Source organism: Streptomyces sp. NPDC002209, from assembly GCF_042890265.1.
Taxonomy (GTDB): Bacteria; Actinomycetota; Actinomycetes; order Streptomycetales; family Streptomycetaceae; genus Streptomyces.
Window position 1 is genome coordinate 63,109 of the sequence record NZ_JBIARX010000006.1, and the last position, 15,476, is coordinate 78,584.

Here is a 15,476-nt window from a genome sequence, read left to right on the forward strand (position 1 = left end):
TCTCGCGCTACGGCGCACCTGCGGACATAGCTCAGTTGGTAGAGCACCACCTTGCCAAGGTGGATGTCGCGCGTTCGAGTCGCGTTGTCCGCTCCATCGGGAAAGCCCCCGGTCATCTGACCGGGGGCTTCTTCGTGTTCCGGGCCGGGCACGCCGGGCTGGGCATGCAAGGCCGGGCACGCAAGGCCTGGCGTTCCGGACCCGGCGGCCGGGCCCGGAACCTCTGGGTTCAGGCCCAGGTGAGGCCGGTGAGCCGCTCGTACGCCTCGATGTACTTGGCGCTGGTCTGCTCGACGACCTCCTGCGGGAGGGCCGGCGGCGGGAGTTCGCCCTTCCGGTCCCAGCCGGAGGCCGGGGAGGACAGCCAGTTGCGGACGAACTGCTTGTCGAAGGAGGCCTGCGTGCGGCCCGGCTCCCACTGGTCGGCGGGCCAGAAGCGGGAGGAGTCCGGGGTCAGCACCTCGTCGCCGGCGACGAGGGTGCCGTCCGCGTCGAAGCCGAACTCGAACTTGGTGTCGGCCAGGATGATCCCGCGCTCGCGGGCGATGTCCCTGGCCCGGCCGTACACGGCGAGGGTGGTCTGGCGCAGCAGCGCCGCCGTCTCGGCGCCGGTGGTGCGCGCCACCTCCTCGTAGGAGACGTTCTCGTCGTGCTCGCCGACCTCGGCCTTGGCGGCCGGGGTGAAGATCGGGGCGGGCAGCTCGGAGCCGTCCACGAGCCCCTCCGGGAGGGCGAGTCCGCAGACCGTACGGGTCTGCTCGTACTCGGCGAGGCCGGAGCCGGTGAGGTAGCCGCGGGCCACGCACTCGACCGGGACCATCCGCAGGTTCTTGCAGATCAGGGTCCGGCCGGCCCAGTCGGCCGGGGCGCCTTCGGGCAGCTCGGTGCCGATCACGTGGTTCGGGACGAGGTCGGCGAGCTGGTCGAACCACCAGAGGGAGAGCTGGGTCAGGACGCGGCCCTTGTCCGGGATCTCCGTGGGGAGCACCCAGTCGTACGCGGACATCCGGTCGCTGGCGACCATGACGAGGTTGCCGTCGCCGTCGCGGTAGAGGTCGCGCACCTTGCCGGTGTGGAGGTGGACGAGGCCGGGCACCTGAACCGGCTCGGGCTTTTCGACGAATCCGGACACGGGGTCTCCCTGTGGTTCTGTACGAGCGCAGCCCCATTCTCCCGTACCTGTCCGCGAACGGGCACAACGGGTCCGGGTCGGTCAGTCCCGCTTGCAGATCCGGTCCAGGAGGTTGGCGGTGGCCCGCTGGATCCGTTCGTCGACATGGCCGGGCCGGTCGAGGGCCGGGGACCAGGCGAACGTGCCGGAAGCGAAGACCAGGGCGCCGCTCGGGGCCCGGTACAGGGAGGTCTCCTGGTGGCGCTTCGCGCCCTCGCTGTCGGGGTACGGGGAGTGCGCGAGCAGGATCCGGTCCTGGTGCTCGGGGAGCTGGGTGCGCGGGAAGTACCGGTCGGCCTCTCCGGCGACCAGGCCGGGCAGCTCGTCGTTCTCGGCGGCGCCGGTGGCGTCCCAGAGCCAGTGCGTGGCATTGCGCACGACCAGGGGCGCGGGCTCGGGGACCCGCCCTGCGTACTGGATGCCGAGCAGCTGCTGCTCCGGGCGGTCGATCTCGCGCCAGAGGCTGGGGCGGCCGGGGCCGCGGCGTTTTCGGCAGGTGAGCAGCCGGTCCTCGACCCCGGAGGGGGAGGGGCCCAGCTCGACCTGCCAGTACATGGTGTTGGCGGAGAGGAAGACGAGCGAGGTGCCGTGGTCGCGGGCGCGCTCGACGGTGCGGCGCATGGGGGCCGACCAGTACTCGTCGTGGCCGGGGAAGACCAGGCCGCGGTAGCGGGTGGGGTCGACGCGGCCGGCGTGCAGATCGCGGGTGTCGGCGTAGGCGAGGTCGTAGCCGTAGCGCTCGGCCCAGCGGATGAAGTCGTAGGCGTGGCCCACGTGCAGGGGCAGGCCGGCGCCGGCGTAGGGCCGGTCGAAGGAGACGGTGACGGCCGCGTCCCGCTCGCCGAGCAGCCGGCCCTCGTCGTCCCAGGCGTGGTAGAGGCTCGCGCCGGTCCGCCCGTCCTCGGGGTAGAGGTTGTAGGCCTGCCAGGTGATGTCGGGCAGCAGCAGGAGCAGATCGGCGGGGTGGTCGTCGCGGACGGTGAAGGGGATGTGGGACCGGTACCCGTCGGCGGTGGTGAGCACGGCGACGTACGCGCCGACGCTCCAGTAGGCGGGGACCTGGAGCCGCCAGGAGAGCCACCAGTGGTGGCAGGAGACGGTGCGGTCGGCGGTGAGCGGGGCCGGCTGGACGATGCCGGAGAGCCGGGGGCTGGTGGTGATCTTGGAGGCGCCGTCGCCGCCGTAGTGGCCGATGCGGTAGACGTCGACGGAGAACTGCTGGGGCGGGTCCACGGTGATGTGGAAGTCGATGGCCTCGCCGGGCGCGACGGCCCCGGTGGAGGCGAAGCCCTTGATCTGCCGGTGCACGTCGTCGGCGGTGCGCGGGCCGCCGTTGCTGCGGGCGCGGGGGTTCTGGCCCGGGGCCAGGGCCGGGTCCACGTACCAGGGCACGACCTGACCGGTGTCGTCGAAGTACAGCTCGCTGCCCCGGAACCACGGCAGCGGCCCCTGGCCGAAGGGATCGGTCACCGCGTGCGCGAGCGCCCCTGATTCCCACCGCCGGATCTGGTCCGCACCCATACCCGCTCCCCTCCCTCGCTCCCCCGAACGGTCTCTGCTCAACGCCGATGCGGCACGGTTTCAGCACATCGAACCGCGACCGGTCCCAGCACATCACATAACGCACTCATTCCGTCACCGTTCGCCACATCCGGGGCCACGGAGTGGTCACACGAGGCGGACCGGCTTTTCCGGGCGGACGCCCAAGGCGGCGAGCCAGTCGCGCAGGGGTTCCGCGTCGCCGTCCTCCACCAGGGTCAGCACCCGGGGGGCCAGGTCCGCGCGGCGTTCTCCGCCGACCAGGAGGACCGGGCCGTCCAGCCAGTCCAGCCCGGGCGCGGCATCGGCCGAGTCCACGGCCGCGGCGCACACCATCGCCGTCACGTGGTCGGCGAGCAGGTCCCGCCCGCTGCGGGGCGGCTGGAGCGGGAACAGCGGCACCGCATCCGCGCCCCGCGCCACCCCGGCACCCGCACCGGCAGCGGCGCCCGCGGAACGTTCCTCCCTGGCCAGGTCACCGCTGAGCAGTCCGGCCAGCGCCTCCCCGGCAGCGCCCTCGCCGGCCCCGTCCGCGAGGTAGCCGAGCACCCGGTCCAGCGTGGGTCCGGGCCCGGCCGGCACGGCGAGGGTGTCCAGCGCCGCATGCAGCCGGGCGGCCTCGGCGCGCCACTTGCGGTCCACGACCTCTTCCGGATACGCCGCCCAGTCCACCGGCGACCAGTCCGGACCGGCCTCGGCCGGTCCGCCGTGGAAGAGACGCGCGGCCAGCAGCGAAGCCGCCTCGTCGACGACCCCCGGCCGCTCCAGCAGATCGCACGCGGGCCGCTCGCCCAGCCGCGAGGCGAACCCCTCGGCCAGCCGGTCCCGCCGGGACAGCTCGGTCAGCGCGGAGACGACCCCTGCGTCGAGGTGCGCCGGCCAGCGGCCCATCCGCCACGCGGGCAGCGCGACCCGGGTCAGCAGCCGGTCCCAGCCCGCGTAGGCGAGGCCGACCTGTTCCTGGGCGACGATGCGCAGCCCGTAGTCCACACCCTGTGCACGGTCCGAGGCGGCGGCGGCCACCCCGCGCTCCATCTCGGCGGCATCCGCCTGGCACAGCCTCAGCAGCAGCCGGGCCGGCCGGCCGATCCAGCCGAGGCCGGGCCGGCTGCCCACGTCCACGGCGGCATCGAGTCCGCGGACGAAGCCGCGGGCGTCGGCTATGTCCGGATGCGCGGAAGGACCCGTACCGGCGACGACCGGCGCCAGGACCGCCCGCAGTTCGGCGACCCGCATCCACCACAGGAACGGCGAGCCGATCACCAGCACGGGAGCCGCGCCCGGCTCCGACTCGCGGCCTCCGGATATGCCGCCGCGGCGGTGCGCCGCATGCGTGCGGTCCTCCAGCCAGCTGTCGCAGTCCGGAGTCAGGGCTATCGCCGAGGGCGCGGGCACGTCCATCCGGTCGGCCAGATCCCGCACCAGCCGGTACAGGTCGGGCGCGGAGGCCTCGGGCAGCGGCACCGTCGGCGTCACGGCCGGGCTCGCCCGCAGCACCACCGCGGCGAACACCCCGCCGACGAGCAGCACCAGCACCGCGACGACGCACACGGCGAGGGTCACCACGGGCCAGGGATCCCCGGCCAGCCGGCCCGTCATCCGGGCGCTCAGCAGCACCACCGCGAGGGCGGCGGGCAGCACCCCGAGGGCCAGCGCCCTGCTGCGCACGCGCAGCACGGCCAGGGCCCGGGAGCGCGCGGACGGCGCGCCCACTTCCACGATCGAACCGGTTCCGGACACGGCCGGATCTCACCCCCTCTGCCCTGCGGCGGTTTTGCTCACTCCCCCACTGTGACACCCGCCACTGACATCGCAATGCCGGTGGGCCAAGTGCCGGAATGCTTGGCATCGCACCCTAGTTGGGCACCGTGCGGCAGTCAGCCGGACCGGGGGACCATCACCCGATGGAATGGCTTTGGGCAAAGGTGGGTGCGTTCGAACGCGGCCGGATGCACTCGCACGCGAACACGCGCGCGGGCCCGGCCGCACCGAGGTGCGCACCGGGCCCGCGTCGTGGCTGCCCCGCTGCTCAGCGGCCTTCGGCCGCCTTGGCGGCGATGTCCGTACGGTGCTGGGAGCCGTCCAGCCGGATCCGCGCGACGGCCTTATACGCCTTCTCGCGGGCCTGTGCCAGATCGGAACCGGTCGCCGTCACCGACAGCACGCGGCCGCCCGCGCTGACGACGGCTTCGCCCTCGCGCCGGGTCCCGGCGTGCAGGACGTACGCGTCGGGACCTTCCTCGGCGGCCACCTCGGCCAGGCCCTCGATCGGGTCCCCGGTGCGCGGGGTCTCCGGGTAGTTGTGGGAGGCGATGACCACGGTGACGGCCGCGTCCTCGCGCCAGCGCAGCGGCGGCTCGGCGTCCAGCGTGCCGTTCGCGGAGTTCAGCAGCACGCTCGCGAGCGGGGTGCGCAGCCGGGCCAGGACGACCTGGGTCTCGGGGTCGCCGAAGCGGGCGTTGAACTCGATGACGCGGACGCCGCGCGAGGTGATCGCGAGGCCGGCGTACAGGAGCCCGGAGAACGGGGTGCCGCGGTGGCGCAGCTCGTCCACGGTCGGCTGGAGGACGCTCTCCATGACCTCGTCGACCAGCTTCGGGTCGGCCCAGGGCAGTGGCGAGTACGCGCCCATGCCGCCGGTGTTGGGGCCCTCGTCGCCGTCGAGCGCGCGCTTGAAGTCCTGCGCGGGCTGGAGCGGCAGCACGGTGACGCCGTCGGTGATGGCGAAGAGGGAGACCTCGGGGCCGTCGAGGTACTCCTCGATGACGACGCGGTCGCAGCCGAGCGCGTGCGCGCGGGCGGCGGCCAGGTCGTCGGTGACCACGACGCCCTTGCCGGCGGCGAGGCCGTCGTCCTTGACGACGTAGGGGGCGCCGAAGGCGTCGAGGGCCGCGTCCACCTCTTCGGGGGTGGTGCACACGTAGCTGCGCGCGGTCGGGACGCCGGCCGCGGCCATCACGTCCTTGGCGAACGCCTTGGAGCCCTCCAGCTGCGCCGCTTCCGCGGACGGGCCGAAAACGGGGATGCCGGCGGCGCGGACGGCGTCGGAGACGCCGGCGACCAGGGGCGCCTCCGGGCCGACGACGACCAGGTCGGCGCCGAGCTCGGTGGCGAGGCGGGCCACGGCCGCGCCGTCGAGGGCGTCGACCGGGCGCAGCTCCGCCACCTCGGCGATGCCGGCATTGCCGGGAGCGCAGTACAGCGCGTTGACGTCGGGGTCGAGGGACAGAGAGCGGCACAGGGCATGTTCGCGGGCGCCGCCGCCGATGACGAGGACCTTCACGCCATGCAGCCTAGCCCGCGCGGCGGGATGTCTTTCGTGCGGCCACCCAATGAGACGGCCCTACTCGTTCGTATATTCCTCTATGACGGTGGCTCCGAGCTCGCGCACGATGAGGTCGTGTCCGGTCAGGGCGCTCTCGACGAGGTCGGGATCGTCCTCCTCCGGTACGTCGTCCTCGGGCGCGACCGGCGGGGGCGCCTGCTGTACGGGGGGCTGCGGCGCGGAACCGCCCTGCTGGGGCGGTTGTGGCTGCTGCTGCGGCTGGTACGGCTGCTGCGGGGCGGGAGCCTGCTGCGCCGGGGCCGGGGCGGCAGGCGGCGAGCTGTAGGAGGGCGCGGCCGGGGCGGAGTACGAGGACGGGGCCGGCTGGCCGCCGCCCCCTCCCACCACGGCGTCGATCTTCCAGTTGACCTGGAACTGCTCGGCCAGGACGGCCTTGAGCACGTCCTCGCTGCCGCTGCTCGCGAAGTTGTCGCGGGCTCCGACGTTGGGGAAGCCGAGCTGCAGGGTCGTCCCGTCGAAGCCCGCGACCTGGGCGTTCTGGCTGAGCAGGATCCAGGTGAAGCGGCGGCGGTTCTTGACGGCCTCGAGGACGGCGGGCCACATCGCCTGGACCTGCCCGGCGCCGGCGGCCATGCCGGGCGACGGGGCGGCGGCCGGGGCCGGCGCGGGGGTGGCCGCGGCCGGGGCCGGGGCCGGGGCGGCGGCCGCGGGCTGGCCCGAGCCGGGCGCGGCGGCACTGGGCCAGGCACCGGCGGCGGGGGCGGAGGTGGGGGCGGAGGCGGCCGGAGCCGGGGCGGGAGCGGCGGCTCCGGGCCAGGCACCGGGGGCACCGCCACCGGGCTGTGCGGCCCCGGGCCAGGAACCGGGCGCGGGGGCCGCAGCGGCGGGTGCCTGCACCGGAGCCGGAGCCGGAGCGGGAGCCGGAGGCTGTGCCGCAGCAGGGGCCGGCGCCTGGACCGGCGCCGGAGCAGGCGCGGCCGGGGCCTCCGGCTCGGGGGCCCGTACGGCGGCAGCGGCGGCCCGCGCGGCGGCGACGCCCCCGCCGGGCCCGGCCGGGGCCATGGCATGCGCCTCGGGGCCGGGCACGTACCCCATGGCGGGCCCGCCGGCCGGGGCTGCGGCCATACCGGGCATGCCCGCGGCGCCGGGGGTGAACCCGCTCCGCTCCAGCCGGTCGAGCCTGGCCTGGAAGGACCGCTCGTCGTCGAAGGCGGCGGGCAGCAGCACCCGGGCGCAGATCAGCTCGAGCTGGAGCCGCGGCGAGGTCGCGCCGCGCATCTCGGTGAGCCCGGTGTTGACCAGGTCGGCGGCGCGGCTGAGCTCGGCGGCGCCGAACACGGACGCCTGGGCCTGCATCCGCTCGACGACATCGGCGGGGGCGTCGATGAGCCCCTTCTCCCCGGCGTCGGGCACGGCGGCCAGGATCACCAGGTCCCGCAGCCGCTCCAGCAGGTCGGCGACGAAGCGGCGCGGGTCGTTGCCGCCCTCGACCACCCGGTCGACGACCTCGAAGGCGGCCGCCCCGTCCCCGGCGGCGAAGGCGTCGACGACGGAGTCGAGCAGCGACCCGTCGGTGTACCCGAGCAGGGAGGTGGCCATGGCATACGTCACACCGTCATCGGCGGCGCCGGCGAGCAGCTGGTCCATGACGGACATCGAGTCACGCACGGACCCGGCGCCGGCCCGCACGACGAGCGGCAGCACGCCCTCCTCGACCTTGGCCCCCTCGCGCCCGCAGACCTCGCCGAGGTAGTCCCGCAGCGTGCCGGGCGGCACGAGCCGGAACGGATAGTGGTGCGTACGGGACCGGATGGTCCCGATCACCTTCTCCGGCTCGGTGGTGGCGAAAATGAACTTGAGGTGCTCCGGCGGCTCCTCGACCACCTTCAGGAGGGCGTTGAAGCCCGCCGAGGTGACCATGTGGGCCTCGTCGATGATGTAGATCTTGTAGCGGCTCGAGGCGGGCCCGAAGAAGGCCTTTTCCCGCAGGTCACGGGCGTCGTCCACACCACCGTGCGAGGCGGCGTCGATCTCGATGACGTCGATCGAGCCCGGCCCGTTGCGCGCCAGGTCCCGGCAGGACTGGCACTCGCCGCAGGGCTCGGGAGTGGGGCCCTGCTCACAGTTCAGGCACCGCGCCAGGATCCGCGCGCTGGTGGTCTTGCCACAGCCTCGGGGCCCGCTGAACAGGTACGCGTGATTGACCCGGTTGTTCCGCAGGGCCTGCATCAGGGGGACAGTGACATGCTCCTGCCCGATGACCTCGGCGAACGACTCGGGGCGGTAGCGGCGGTACAGCGCAAGGGACGACACGTCTACGAGGTTATCCGGGCCCACCGACAAAGACGTCCCGCCGACGGCCGGCCGGCCGCCCCGGAACGCAAAGCGCCCCCCACGCACCCGCCAGAGCCCACTTACCCTTGCTGCCTTCCGGCCCTGGGGGAGTTGGGTGAGATAGCGCCACGTGAGGGGCTGGGCCCCACCCTAGCGGATGAAAGCCCCCGGATTCGACCCGCCCCCACCCCGGACCCCGACCGGATCCCCACCCGGATCCCCCGCAGACGATCACGTTCGCGAGCACCCCTCAACGTCTTGTATTGTTTGCGGCGGAGGATTCGCCTAGTGGCCTAGGGCGCACGCTTGGAAAGCGTGTTGGGGGCAACCCCTCACGAGTTCGAATCTCGTATCCTCCGCCAGTGCCTCACCGGGCACTTGAAGGCCCCGACCGGGAAACCGGCCGGGGCCTTCTGCGTGCTCCGGTTGAGGCCGTCCCGGGCTTCGGGGCGGGGATAGGGTGCGGGCGTGCCGTTGTACTCGATCGGGCAGGCTGCGGGTCTGCTGGGCGTGAGCGCCGAAACCGTGCGCCGCTGGGCCGACGGCGGGCGGCTGCCCGCCCGCCGTACGCCCGACGGGGCGCGCGCCGTCGACGGCGTGACGCTGGCCGCCTTCGCCAAGGAGCGGGCCGGGGCGCCGCGGCCTCAGCCGCCGGCGGGCAACGGCACCGCCACGTCCGTACGGAACTCCTTCGTCGGGATCGTCACCGCGGTGCGGGTCGACGACGTCGCGGCCCAGGTGGAGATCCAGTCGGGCCCGCACCGGGTGGTGTCCGTGGTGACGCGGGAGTCGGTCGAGGCGCTCGGGATCGCGGTCGGGGTGAGCGTCACCGCGCGGGTGAAGTCCACCGAGGTGTACGTCGACCTGCCGTGAACCGTCAGCCGCAGCGCAGGGCCGCGTAGAGGTCCAGCTTGTGGTCCAGGCGGGACAGGTCCCGGCCCGTCAGGGACTCCACCCGTTCGATCCGGTAGTGCACCGTGTTCACGTGCAGGTGCAGCGCCTCCGCCGTGCGCGTCCAGGAGCAGTTGTTGGCCAGGAAGACCTCCAGGGTCTCGCGCAGCATGCCGTCCCCGAGCGCCCCGAGCGTCCGCGCCGCATAGACCGCCCGGACCTCCTCCGGGACCCCGGACAACAGGGTGGCCAGGGTGTCCAGTTGCTCCACCGCGCGCACCGGAGTGGCCTCGTCCGTCGCCGTCAGGGCGAAGCGGGCCTGGTGCATCGACGCGCGTAGTCCCTCGGCCCCCGAAGCCCGCGCACCCGCGCCGAGCCGGAGATCCGCGTCCGGGCCCCCGCATGCCTGGAGCAGCGGCCAGACCGAGCGGAGCCGGCCCGGGACGTCGACCGCCGCGTCCTGGTCCTCGTACAGGACCGCGACCGAGCTCCCCACCGCGTACGGGACGTCCTCCAGGTGGGCCAGCGCCTCGGCCAGGGCGTCGCCGTCCGTCGCCGCGAGCACCCGGTACGCGCCCCCCGTCGGGAGTCCTGCCGCGGCCAGCGCCTCCTCGAGCGCGACCGGGTCCGCGGCCGGCACCTGCGCGTCGAGGAGGGCGGCCAGCTCCCGGCCCGCCGCGCGCACCGCGCCGGTGCGGCGCGCCTGGCCGTCGCGGTACTGGGCGAAGATCTCGGCGATCTCGTGGAGCACGCGCGGGGGCGCCGCGTCCGCGTCCGGCACGTGCAGCTGCCAGGCGTCGTACGGGGAGCTCTCGGACTCGATGCGCAGCGAGAGCCCCTCGCGCATCGCGCCGGCCCGCTGGGCCGGGATCGCGGGTGCGGAGGGGGTGCGGGCCACGGTGCGGCCGCTGGCGGTCGTCAGGTAGCAGGCGATCTTGCCCAGGTGGGCGCAGGCCCGGTCCAGCAGCTCGGCCGGTCCGGCCCCGCCTTCGAGGAGGCGGCTGAGCTCGCTGCGCACGTTCTCGGGAAGCGCGAAGAGCCGGGTCGGGCGGCGGCTCAGGTCGCCCCACTGGCGCAGGTAGACCGCCTCGGTGACCGCCCGGAAGCTGGTCTGCGCGGGCACGGCCACGAGCGGTACGCGGTGGGCGCGGCAGGCGGCCACCAGCTCGTCGGGGACCCGGCCGTGGGTCTCCTCGCCGGCGAGGAGGGCGGTGGCCCCGGCCTCGGCGAGCGCGGAGACGAATCGATCCGCCTTGGCCAGGTCGCCGTCGGCCCACCACACCAGACCGCTGAGCACGAGCTCTCCGGGCCCCAGGAAACGGCGCGGGTCCTCCAGGTCGGTGGCGGTGACCCCGCTGACCTCCTGGCCGAGAAGGGCGTCCTCGCCCCAGAGCAGGGTGAGGCCGAGGTTGTCGGACTGAAGCAGGTCGAGGACGTGCATGCGGAGCTCCTTGCGGTGGGTGGCAGCCCACATTCGCGAGGCGAATACGGCAAACACCATCGTAAATGCAAGGGCAAGGCTCCAGTCAGCCTCTTGGTTGATCCTCCAGGGCGAACCGCCCGGAGTCCAGCGGTTTCCGTGCCCGGCCACAGTCGTCCCGGGCCCGCCCCCGTTGCTTCACTGACTGGAAACGCTCGGTTCCCCGGGTGTCCCGAGTGGAGGCGGTGGCCCACCTTGGATCTCAACACGGTGCTCGACGTGCGCGACGCACGCCGCCGCGAGCCCTGGCGTCCCGGCGACGCCTGGCTCGGCGGCGGCACCTACCTGTTCTCCGAGCCCCAGCCCCACATCCGCCGCCTGGTCGACCTCTCCCGGATGGGCTGGCCGCCCCTGTCCTGGCAGCCCGACGGCTCCCTCGACATCGCCGCCACCTGCACCATCACCGAGCTGTCCCGGTTCGGCCGGACCCTGCCGGCCGCCGCCGCCCCGCTCGTCGAGCAGTGCTGCCGCGCCTTCCTCGCCTCGTTCAAGATCTGGAACATGGCCACCGTCGGCGGCAACCTCTGCAACGGCCTCCCCGCCGGCCCGATGATCTCCCTCACCGCCGGACTCGACGGCACCGTCTTCCTCCAGGGCCAGGACGGCAGCACCCGCCGCACACCCGTCGCCGACTTCATCCGCGGCGCCGGCGTCAAGGACCTGCGCGACGGCGAGCTGCTGCGTTCGGTCCGGCTGCCCGCCCGCTCGCTGGAGTGCCGTACGGCCTTCCGGCAGGCCTCCCTCTACGGGCTCGGGCGCTCCGGAGCCCTGGTCATCGGCACGGCCGACCCCCAGGACGGCTCGTTCGCCCTCACGGTCACGGCCGCCACCACCCGCCCCTTCCGCTTCTGGTTCGCACTGTGGCCGACCGCCGCCGAACTGCGGGCGGCCATCGACGACACGGTCCGTCCCGACGAGTGGTTCGACGACATCCACGGGCTGCCCGACTGGCGGCGGCACATGGCGCTGCTCCTGGCGGAGGAGATCCGCCGCGAACTCACGCTGGAGGAGGCTTCCCGATGAGCTACGAGATCGAGATCAACGAGCAGCGCTTCGACGCCGAGCCCCGCGCCGGCCAGTGCCTGCGCACGTACCTGCGCGAGCGCGGCTGGTTCGGCGTGAAGAAGGGCTGCGACCAGGGCGACTGCGGCGCCTGCACCGTCCACGTCGACGGGCAGCCGGTGCACAGCTGCCTCTACCCGGCCGTCCGCGCCGAGGGCCGGTCCGTCACGACCGTCGAAGGCCTCGCCAGGCCGGGCGGCGAGCTCCACCCCGCCCAGCAGCAGTTCCTCGACGCCCAGGGCTTCCAGTGCGGCTTCTGCACGGCGGGCTTCCTGATGACCACCGCCGCCCTCCAGGCGGAGCAGGGCACCGCCCACGACGACGGCAAGCTGGACGACCTCCCGCGCGCCTTCAAGGGCAACATCTGCCGCTGTACGGGCTACCGGGCCATCGAGGACGCGGTGCGCGGGGTGAAGCACACCGAGGACCCGGAGGCCGGCCAGGCCGTCGGCAAGTCCCTCGGCGCCCCCGCCGGTCCCCTCGTCGTCACCGGCACCGCCCGCTACACCTTCGACGTCGAGGTGCCCGGGCTGCTCCACATGAAGCTGCTGCGCTCCCCGCACCCGCACGCCCGCATCGTCGACATCGACACCGGGGACGCGCTCCAGGTCCCGGGCGTGCACGCCGTCCTCACCCACCACGACGCCCCCGACCGCCTGTACTCCTCCGCCCGCCACGAGCACCCCACCGAGGACCCGATGGACACCCGCGTCCTGGACGACGTGGTCCGTTTCGTCGGCCAGCGCGTGGCCGCCGTCGTCGCCGACAGCGAGCAGGCCGCCGAGGAGGGCTGCCGCCGCGTGGTGGTCACGTACGAGGAACTCCCGTACGTGATCGACCCGGAGGAGGCGATGCTGCCGGGCGCGCCCGTCCTCCACCCCAAGGGCCCCGAGTCGGGGATCTTCCGCGCCGAGAACAACGTGTGCGGCGAGGTCCACAACACGATCGGCGACATGGAGCAGGGCTACGCGGAGGCGGACGTCGTCTACGAGGAGACCTTCCGGACCCAGCGCGTGCAGCACGCCAGCCTCGAGACCCACGGCAGCGTCGCGTACTTCGAACCCAAGGAGGAGGGCGACGGCGAGCGCATCACCGTCCGCTCCTCCACCCAGGCCCCGTTCCTGACCCGGCGGGCGCTGTGCGCCCTCTACGACCTGAACGAGGACGAGGTCCGCGTCGTCGCGGGCCGCGTGGGCGGCGGGTTCGGCGGCAAGCAGGAGATGCTCACCGAGGACATCGTGGTCCTCGCCGCCCTGAAGCTGCGGCGGCCGGTGAAACTCGAATTCACCCGGGCCGAGCAGTTCTACGGTGCCACCACCCGCCACCCCTTCAAGATCACCGTCAAGATCGGCGCCAAGGCCGACGGCACGCTCACCGCGCTGCGCATCCGCGTGGTCTCCAACACCGGCGCCTACGGCAACCACGGCCCGGCCGTCATGTTCCACAGCGTGGGCGAGTCCTTCGCCGTCTACAAGGCGCCGAACAAGGAGGTGGAGGCGTACTCCGTCTACACCAACGGAGTACCGGCGGGCGCCTTCCGCGGCTACGGCCTGGGCCAGGTCCTGTTCGCCGTCGAATCGGTGATGGACGAGCTCGCCATCCGGCTCGGGATGGACCCGCTCGAGCTGCGCGAGAAGAACGTCATCGGCGCCGGCGACCACATGGTGACCCCGATCGGCCACGAGGAGGACCTGTTCATCGCCTCGTACGGGATGAAGCAGTGCATGGACGTGGTCCGCAAGGCCATCGCCGAGGACCGCAGCCACGAGGACGTCCCGGAGGGCTGGCTCACCGGCACGGGATCGGCCGTCGCCATGATCGCGACCGGCCCGCCCGGCGGCCACTTCGCCGACGCCCGGGTCTCGCTGCTGCGCGACGGCACGTACGACATCGCGGTCGGCACGGCGGAGTTCGGCAACGGCACGACGACCGTCCACAAGCAGATCACCGCGGGCGCGCTGAACACCACCGTCGACCGGATCGCGGTCCGCCAGTCGGACACCGACGTCGTCCGCCACGACACCGGCGCGTTCGGCTCGGCCGGCACGGTGGTGGCGGGCAAGGCGGTCATGCTGGCGGCGAACTCGCTCGCGGAGCGCCTCCGGACCTTCGCGGCCCGGCACACCGGCGTCGCCCGGCACCTGTGCAGGCTGGAGGCGGAGGCCTTCGACTGCGCGGGCCGGATCGTCACGCTCAAGGAGCTGTACGAGGCCGCGTGGGACGAGGGCAAGCTCGAGGAGCTCGCGGCGGACGGCCACTGGATCGGCTCCCCCCGCTCGGTGGCCTTCAACGCCCAGTGGTTCCGCCTCGCGGTCGACCCGGACACGGGCGAGATGAAGATCCTGCGCAGCGTGCACGCGGCGGACGCGGGCAAGGTCATGAACCCGATGCAGTGCCGCGGCCAGGTGGAGGGCGGCGTGGCCCAGGCGCTGGGCGCGACGCTGTTCGAGACCGTACGGGTGGACGAGCGCGGGGAGGTGACCACGGCGGCGTTCCGCCGCTACCGGCTCCCGCAGTACGCGGACGTGCCGCGGACGGAGGTCCACTTCATGGAGACCTCGGACGCGATCGGCCCGCTCGGCGCGAAGTCCATGTCCGAGAGCCCGTTCAACCCGGTGGGCCCGGCCTTCGCGAACGCCCTGCGGGACGCGACGGGGGTCCGCTTCACGGAGATGCCGGTGACACGCGACATCGTCTGGCGGAAGGTGAACCGGAGATTGCAGGACCTGCAAGGGCAGAACACACGATGAAGCCACATCTGCGGGTTGTATCAAGCCATCAACCTTGCAGATGAGGTTCCGGAATGACCGGCCCCGGGCATCATCTGCACATGGCCAAACTCATGCTGCACGGAGATCTAGACCACCCGGCGACGCTGAGCGTCGCGGACCTGCGGGACTGGGTACAGCACCGGGCCTCGGTCACGTTCGACTGCGCGACGAACGGTCCGCAGCACCATGTGTTCGAGGGCGCGCTGCTGCGCGACGTGGTCGCTGACGCCGGGCCGTCCTTCGACGCGCGCCGGCGCAAGGACCGAAGCCGCTTCCTGCTGGCGGTCAGCGGCGGGGACGGGCACCACAGCGTCCTGTCCTGGGCCGAGCTCGACGCGGACTTCGGCGACAGCCCGGTGCTGCTGGCGACCCGCCTCGACGGGGAGGACCTCGACGAGGCGGGCGCGCAGCTGGTGGTGCCGTCGGACCGGTGCGGGGCGCGCTACGTCAGCGCGGTGACGCACGTGTGGTTCGGCGCGCTGTCGCCGCCGAACCTCGGGCTGTGAGCGCGGGCTCAGGCGGTCGCGAGCGAGATCTCGGTGGACTTGATCAGCGCGACGACGGACGAGCCGGTGGCCAGGCCGAGCGCCTCGACGGCGTCCTTGGTGATGGCGGCGGTCAGCCCGCCACCGTTCACGTCCACCTTGACGGAGGCCATGGCGCCCCCGGTGGCGACGTCGGAGACGGTGCCGGCCAGCTGGTTGCGGATGCTGATGCCGTCGACGGCGGCGGTGGCCAGCGCCACCTCGGTGGCCTTGACGAGCGCCTTGACCGCGGAGCCCTCGGCGATGCCGAGCTCCTTCACGGCGTCGGCGGTGATGGCGGCGGTGATGTCCTGACCGCCCTCCAGACGGACCTTGACCGTGGCCATGGCCTCACCTGCGGTGACGGCGGTGACGGTGCCGGCGATCTGGTTGCGGATGCTCAGGCTCATGGGGTGTT

General features: G+C 73.4%; 11 protein-coding genes, 2 tRNA genes and 1 other RNA gene. 6 read left to right on the forward strand and 8 right to left on the reverse strand.

Translation table 11 applies throughout. The annotated features are described in order from the left end of the window. Positions 1-20: 20 nt before the first annotated feature. Positions 21-96, forward strand: a tRNA-Gly gene (locus ACFYXK_RS14110). A 133-nt stretch (positions 97-229) separates the two neighbouring features. Here the strand turns inward: ACFYXK_RS14110 and ACFYXK_RS14115 are convergent. The 6 genes from ACFYXK_RS14115 to ffs form a co-directional block, all read right to left on the reverse strand. Further along, the gene (locus ACFYXK_RS14115; protein WP_266665868.1) at positions 230-1,132 is read right to left on the reverse strand and encodes a phosphoribosylaminoimidazolesuccinocarboxamide synthase; all 903 of its coding nucleotides are present in this window, start codon (positions 1,130-1,132) and stop codon (positions 230-232) included. A gap of 81 nt (positions 1,133-1,213) precedes the next feature. After that, entirely contained in the window at positions 1,214-2,692 is a 1,479-nt protein-coding gene (locus ACFYXK_RS14120; RefSeq protein WP_389411383.1) for a N,N-dimethylformamidase beta subunit family domain-containing protein, read from the reverse strand. Between the two features lie 147 nt (positions 2,693-2,839). Then, entirely contained in the window at positions 2,840-4,450 is a 1,611-nt protein-coding gene (locus ACFYXK_RS14125; protein WP_389411384.1) for a hypothetical protein, read from the reverse strand. 289 nt (positions 4,451-4,739) lie between these two features. Then, positions 4,740-5,993: a phosphoribosylamine--glycine ligase gene (purD, locus tag ACFYXK_RS14130; RefSeq protein WP_389411385.1), complete on the reverse strand. Its 1,254-nt coding sequence runs from the start codon at positions 5,991-5,993 to the stop codon at positions 4,740-4,742. A 60-nt stretch (positions 5,994-6,053) separates the two neighbouring features. Beyond that, positions 6,054-8,309 carry a DNA polymerase III subunit gamma and tau gene (locus ACFYXK_RS14135; protein WP_389411386.1) on the reverse strand — a complete coding sequence of 752 codons (2,256 nt, stop codon included), beginning with the start codon at positions 8,307-8,309 and terminating at the stop codon, positions 6,054-6,056. A 65-nt stretch (positions 8,310-8,374) separates the two neighbouring features. After that, positions 8,375-8,473, reverse strand: an RNA gene (gene ffs, locus ACFYXK_RS14140) — signal recognition particle sRNA small type. Between the two features lie 131 nt (positions 8,474-8,604). On the opposite strand from ffs, the gene ACFYXK_RS14145 reads away from it, so the two are divergent. Beyond that, a tRNA-Ser gene (locus tag ACFYXK_RS14145) sits at positions 8,605-8,692 on the forward strand. Positions 8,693-8,798: 106 nt separating this feature from the next. Next, complete coding sequence (locus tag ACFYXK_RS14150; protein ID WP_389411387.1) at positions 8,799-9,203, forward strand: molybdopterin-binding protein; 405 nt, start codon at positions 8,799-8,801, stop codon at positions 9,201-9,203. A gap of 4 nt (positions 9,204-9,207) precedes the next feature. On the opposite strand, the gene ACFYXK_RS14155 is transcribed toward ACFYXK_RS14150, so the two are convergent. After that, on the reverse strand, positions 9,208-10,662 hold the full coding sequence (locus tag ACFYXK_RS14155) for a PucR family transcriptional regulator (RefSeq protein ID WP_389411388.1): 1,455 nt from the start codon (positions 10,660-10,662) through the stop codon (positions 9,208-9,210). Positions 10,663-10,896: 234 nt separating this feature from the next. Here ACFYXK_RS14155 and ACFYXK_RS14160 point away from each other — a divergent pair, with 234 nt between their 5' ends. The 3 genes from ACFYXK_RS14160 to ACFYXK_RS14170 all read left to right on the forward strand — a co-directional run bounded on the left by ACFYXK_RS14160 (position 10,897) and on the right by ACFYXK_RS14170 (position 15,040). After that, positions 10,897-11,724, forward strand: coding sequence for an FAD binding domain-containing protein (locus ACFYXK_RS14160; RefSeq protein ID WP_389411389.1), 828 nt, complete (start codon positions 10,897-10,899; stop codon positions 11,722-11,724). Then, positions 11,721-14,513: a molybdopterin-dependent oxidoreductase gene (locus tag ACFYXK_RS14165; RefSeq protein WP_389411390.1), complete on the forward strand. Its 2,793-nt coding sequence runs from the start codon at positions 11,721-11,723 to the stop codon at positions 14,511-14,513. Before ACFYXK_RS14160 ends, ACFYXK_RS14165 begins: the two co-directional genes overlap by 4 nt. Before the next feature lie 80 nt (positions 14,514-14,593). Further along, positions 14,594-15,040 (forward strand): molybdopterin-dependent oxidoreductase, encoded by a 447-nt coding sequence (locus tag ACFYXK_RS14170; protein ID WP_389411391.1) that lies wholly within the window; start codon positions 14,594-14,596, stop codon positions 15,038-15,040. Between the two features lie 8 nt (positions 15,041-15,048). On the opposite strand, the gene ACFYXK_RS14175 is transcribed toward ACFYXK_RS14170, so the two are convergent. Beyond that, positions 15,049-15,468: a molybdopterin-binding protein gene (locus tag ACFYXK_RS14175; protein ID WP_389411392.1), complete on the reverse strand. Its 420-nt coding sequence runs from the start codon at positions 15,466-15,468 to the stop codon at positions 15,049-15,051. Between the last annotated feature and the right edge of the window lie 8 nt (positions 15,469-15,476).

Coding starts and splice junctions, on each gene's coding strand:
- ACFYXK_RS14155 (WP_389411388.1), bottom strand. CDS start 10,662: ATGCACGTCCTCGACCTGCTTCAGTCCGACAACCTCGGCCTCACCCTG.
- ACFYXK_RS14170 (WP_389411391.1), top strand. CDS start 14,594: ATGGCCAAACTCATGCTGCACGGAGATCTAGACCACCCGGCGACGCTG.
- ACFYXK_RS14165 (WP_389411390.1), top strand. CDS start 11,721: ATGAGCTACGAGATCGAGATCAACGAGCAGCGCTTCGACGCCGAGCCC.
- ACFYXK_RS14175 (WP_389411392.1), bottom strand. CDS start 15,468: ATGAGCCTGAGCATCCGCAACCAGATCGCCGGCACCGTCACCGCCGTC.
- ACFYXK_RS14120 (WP_389411383.1), bottom strand. CDS start 2,692: ATGGGTGCGGACCAGATCCGGCGGTGGGAATCAGGGGCGCTCGCGCAC.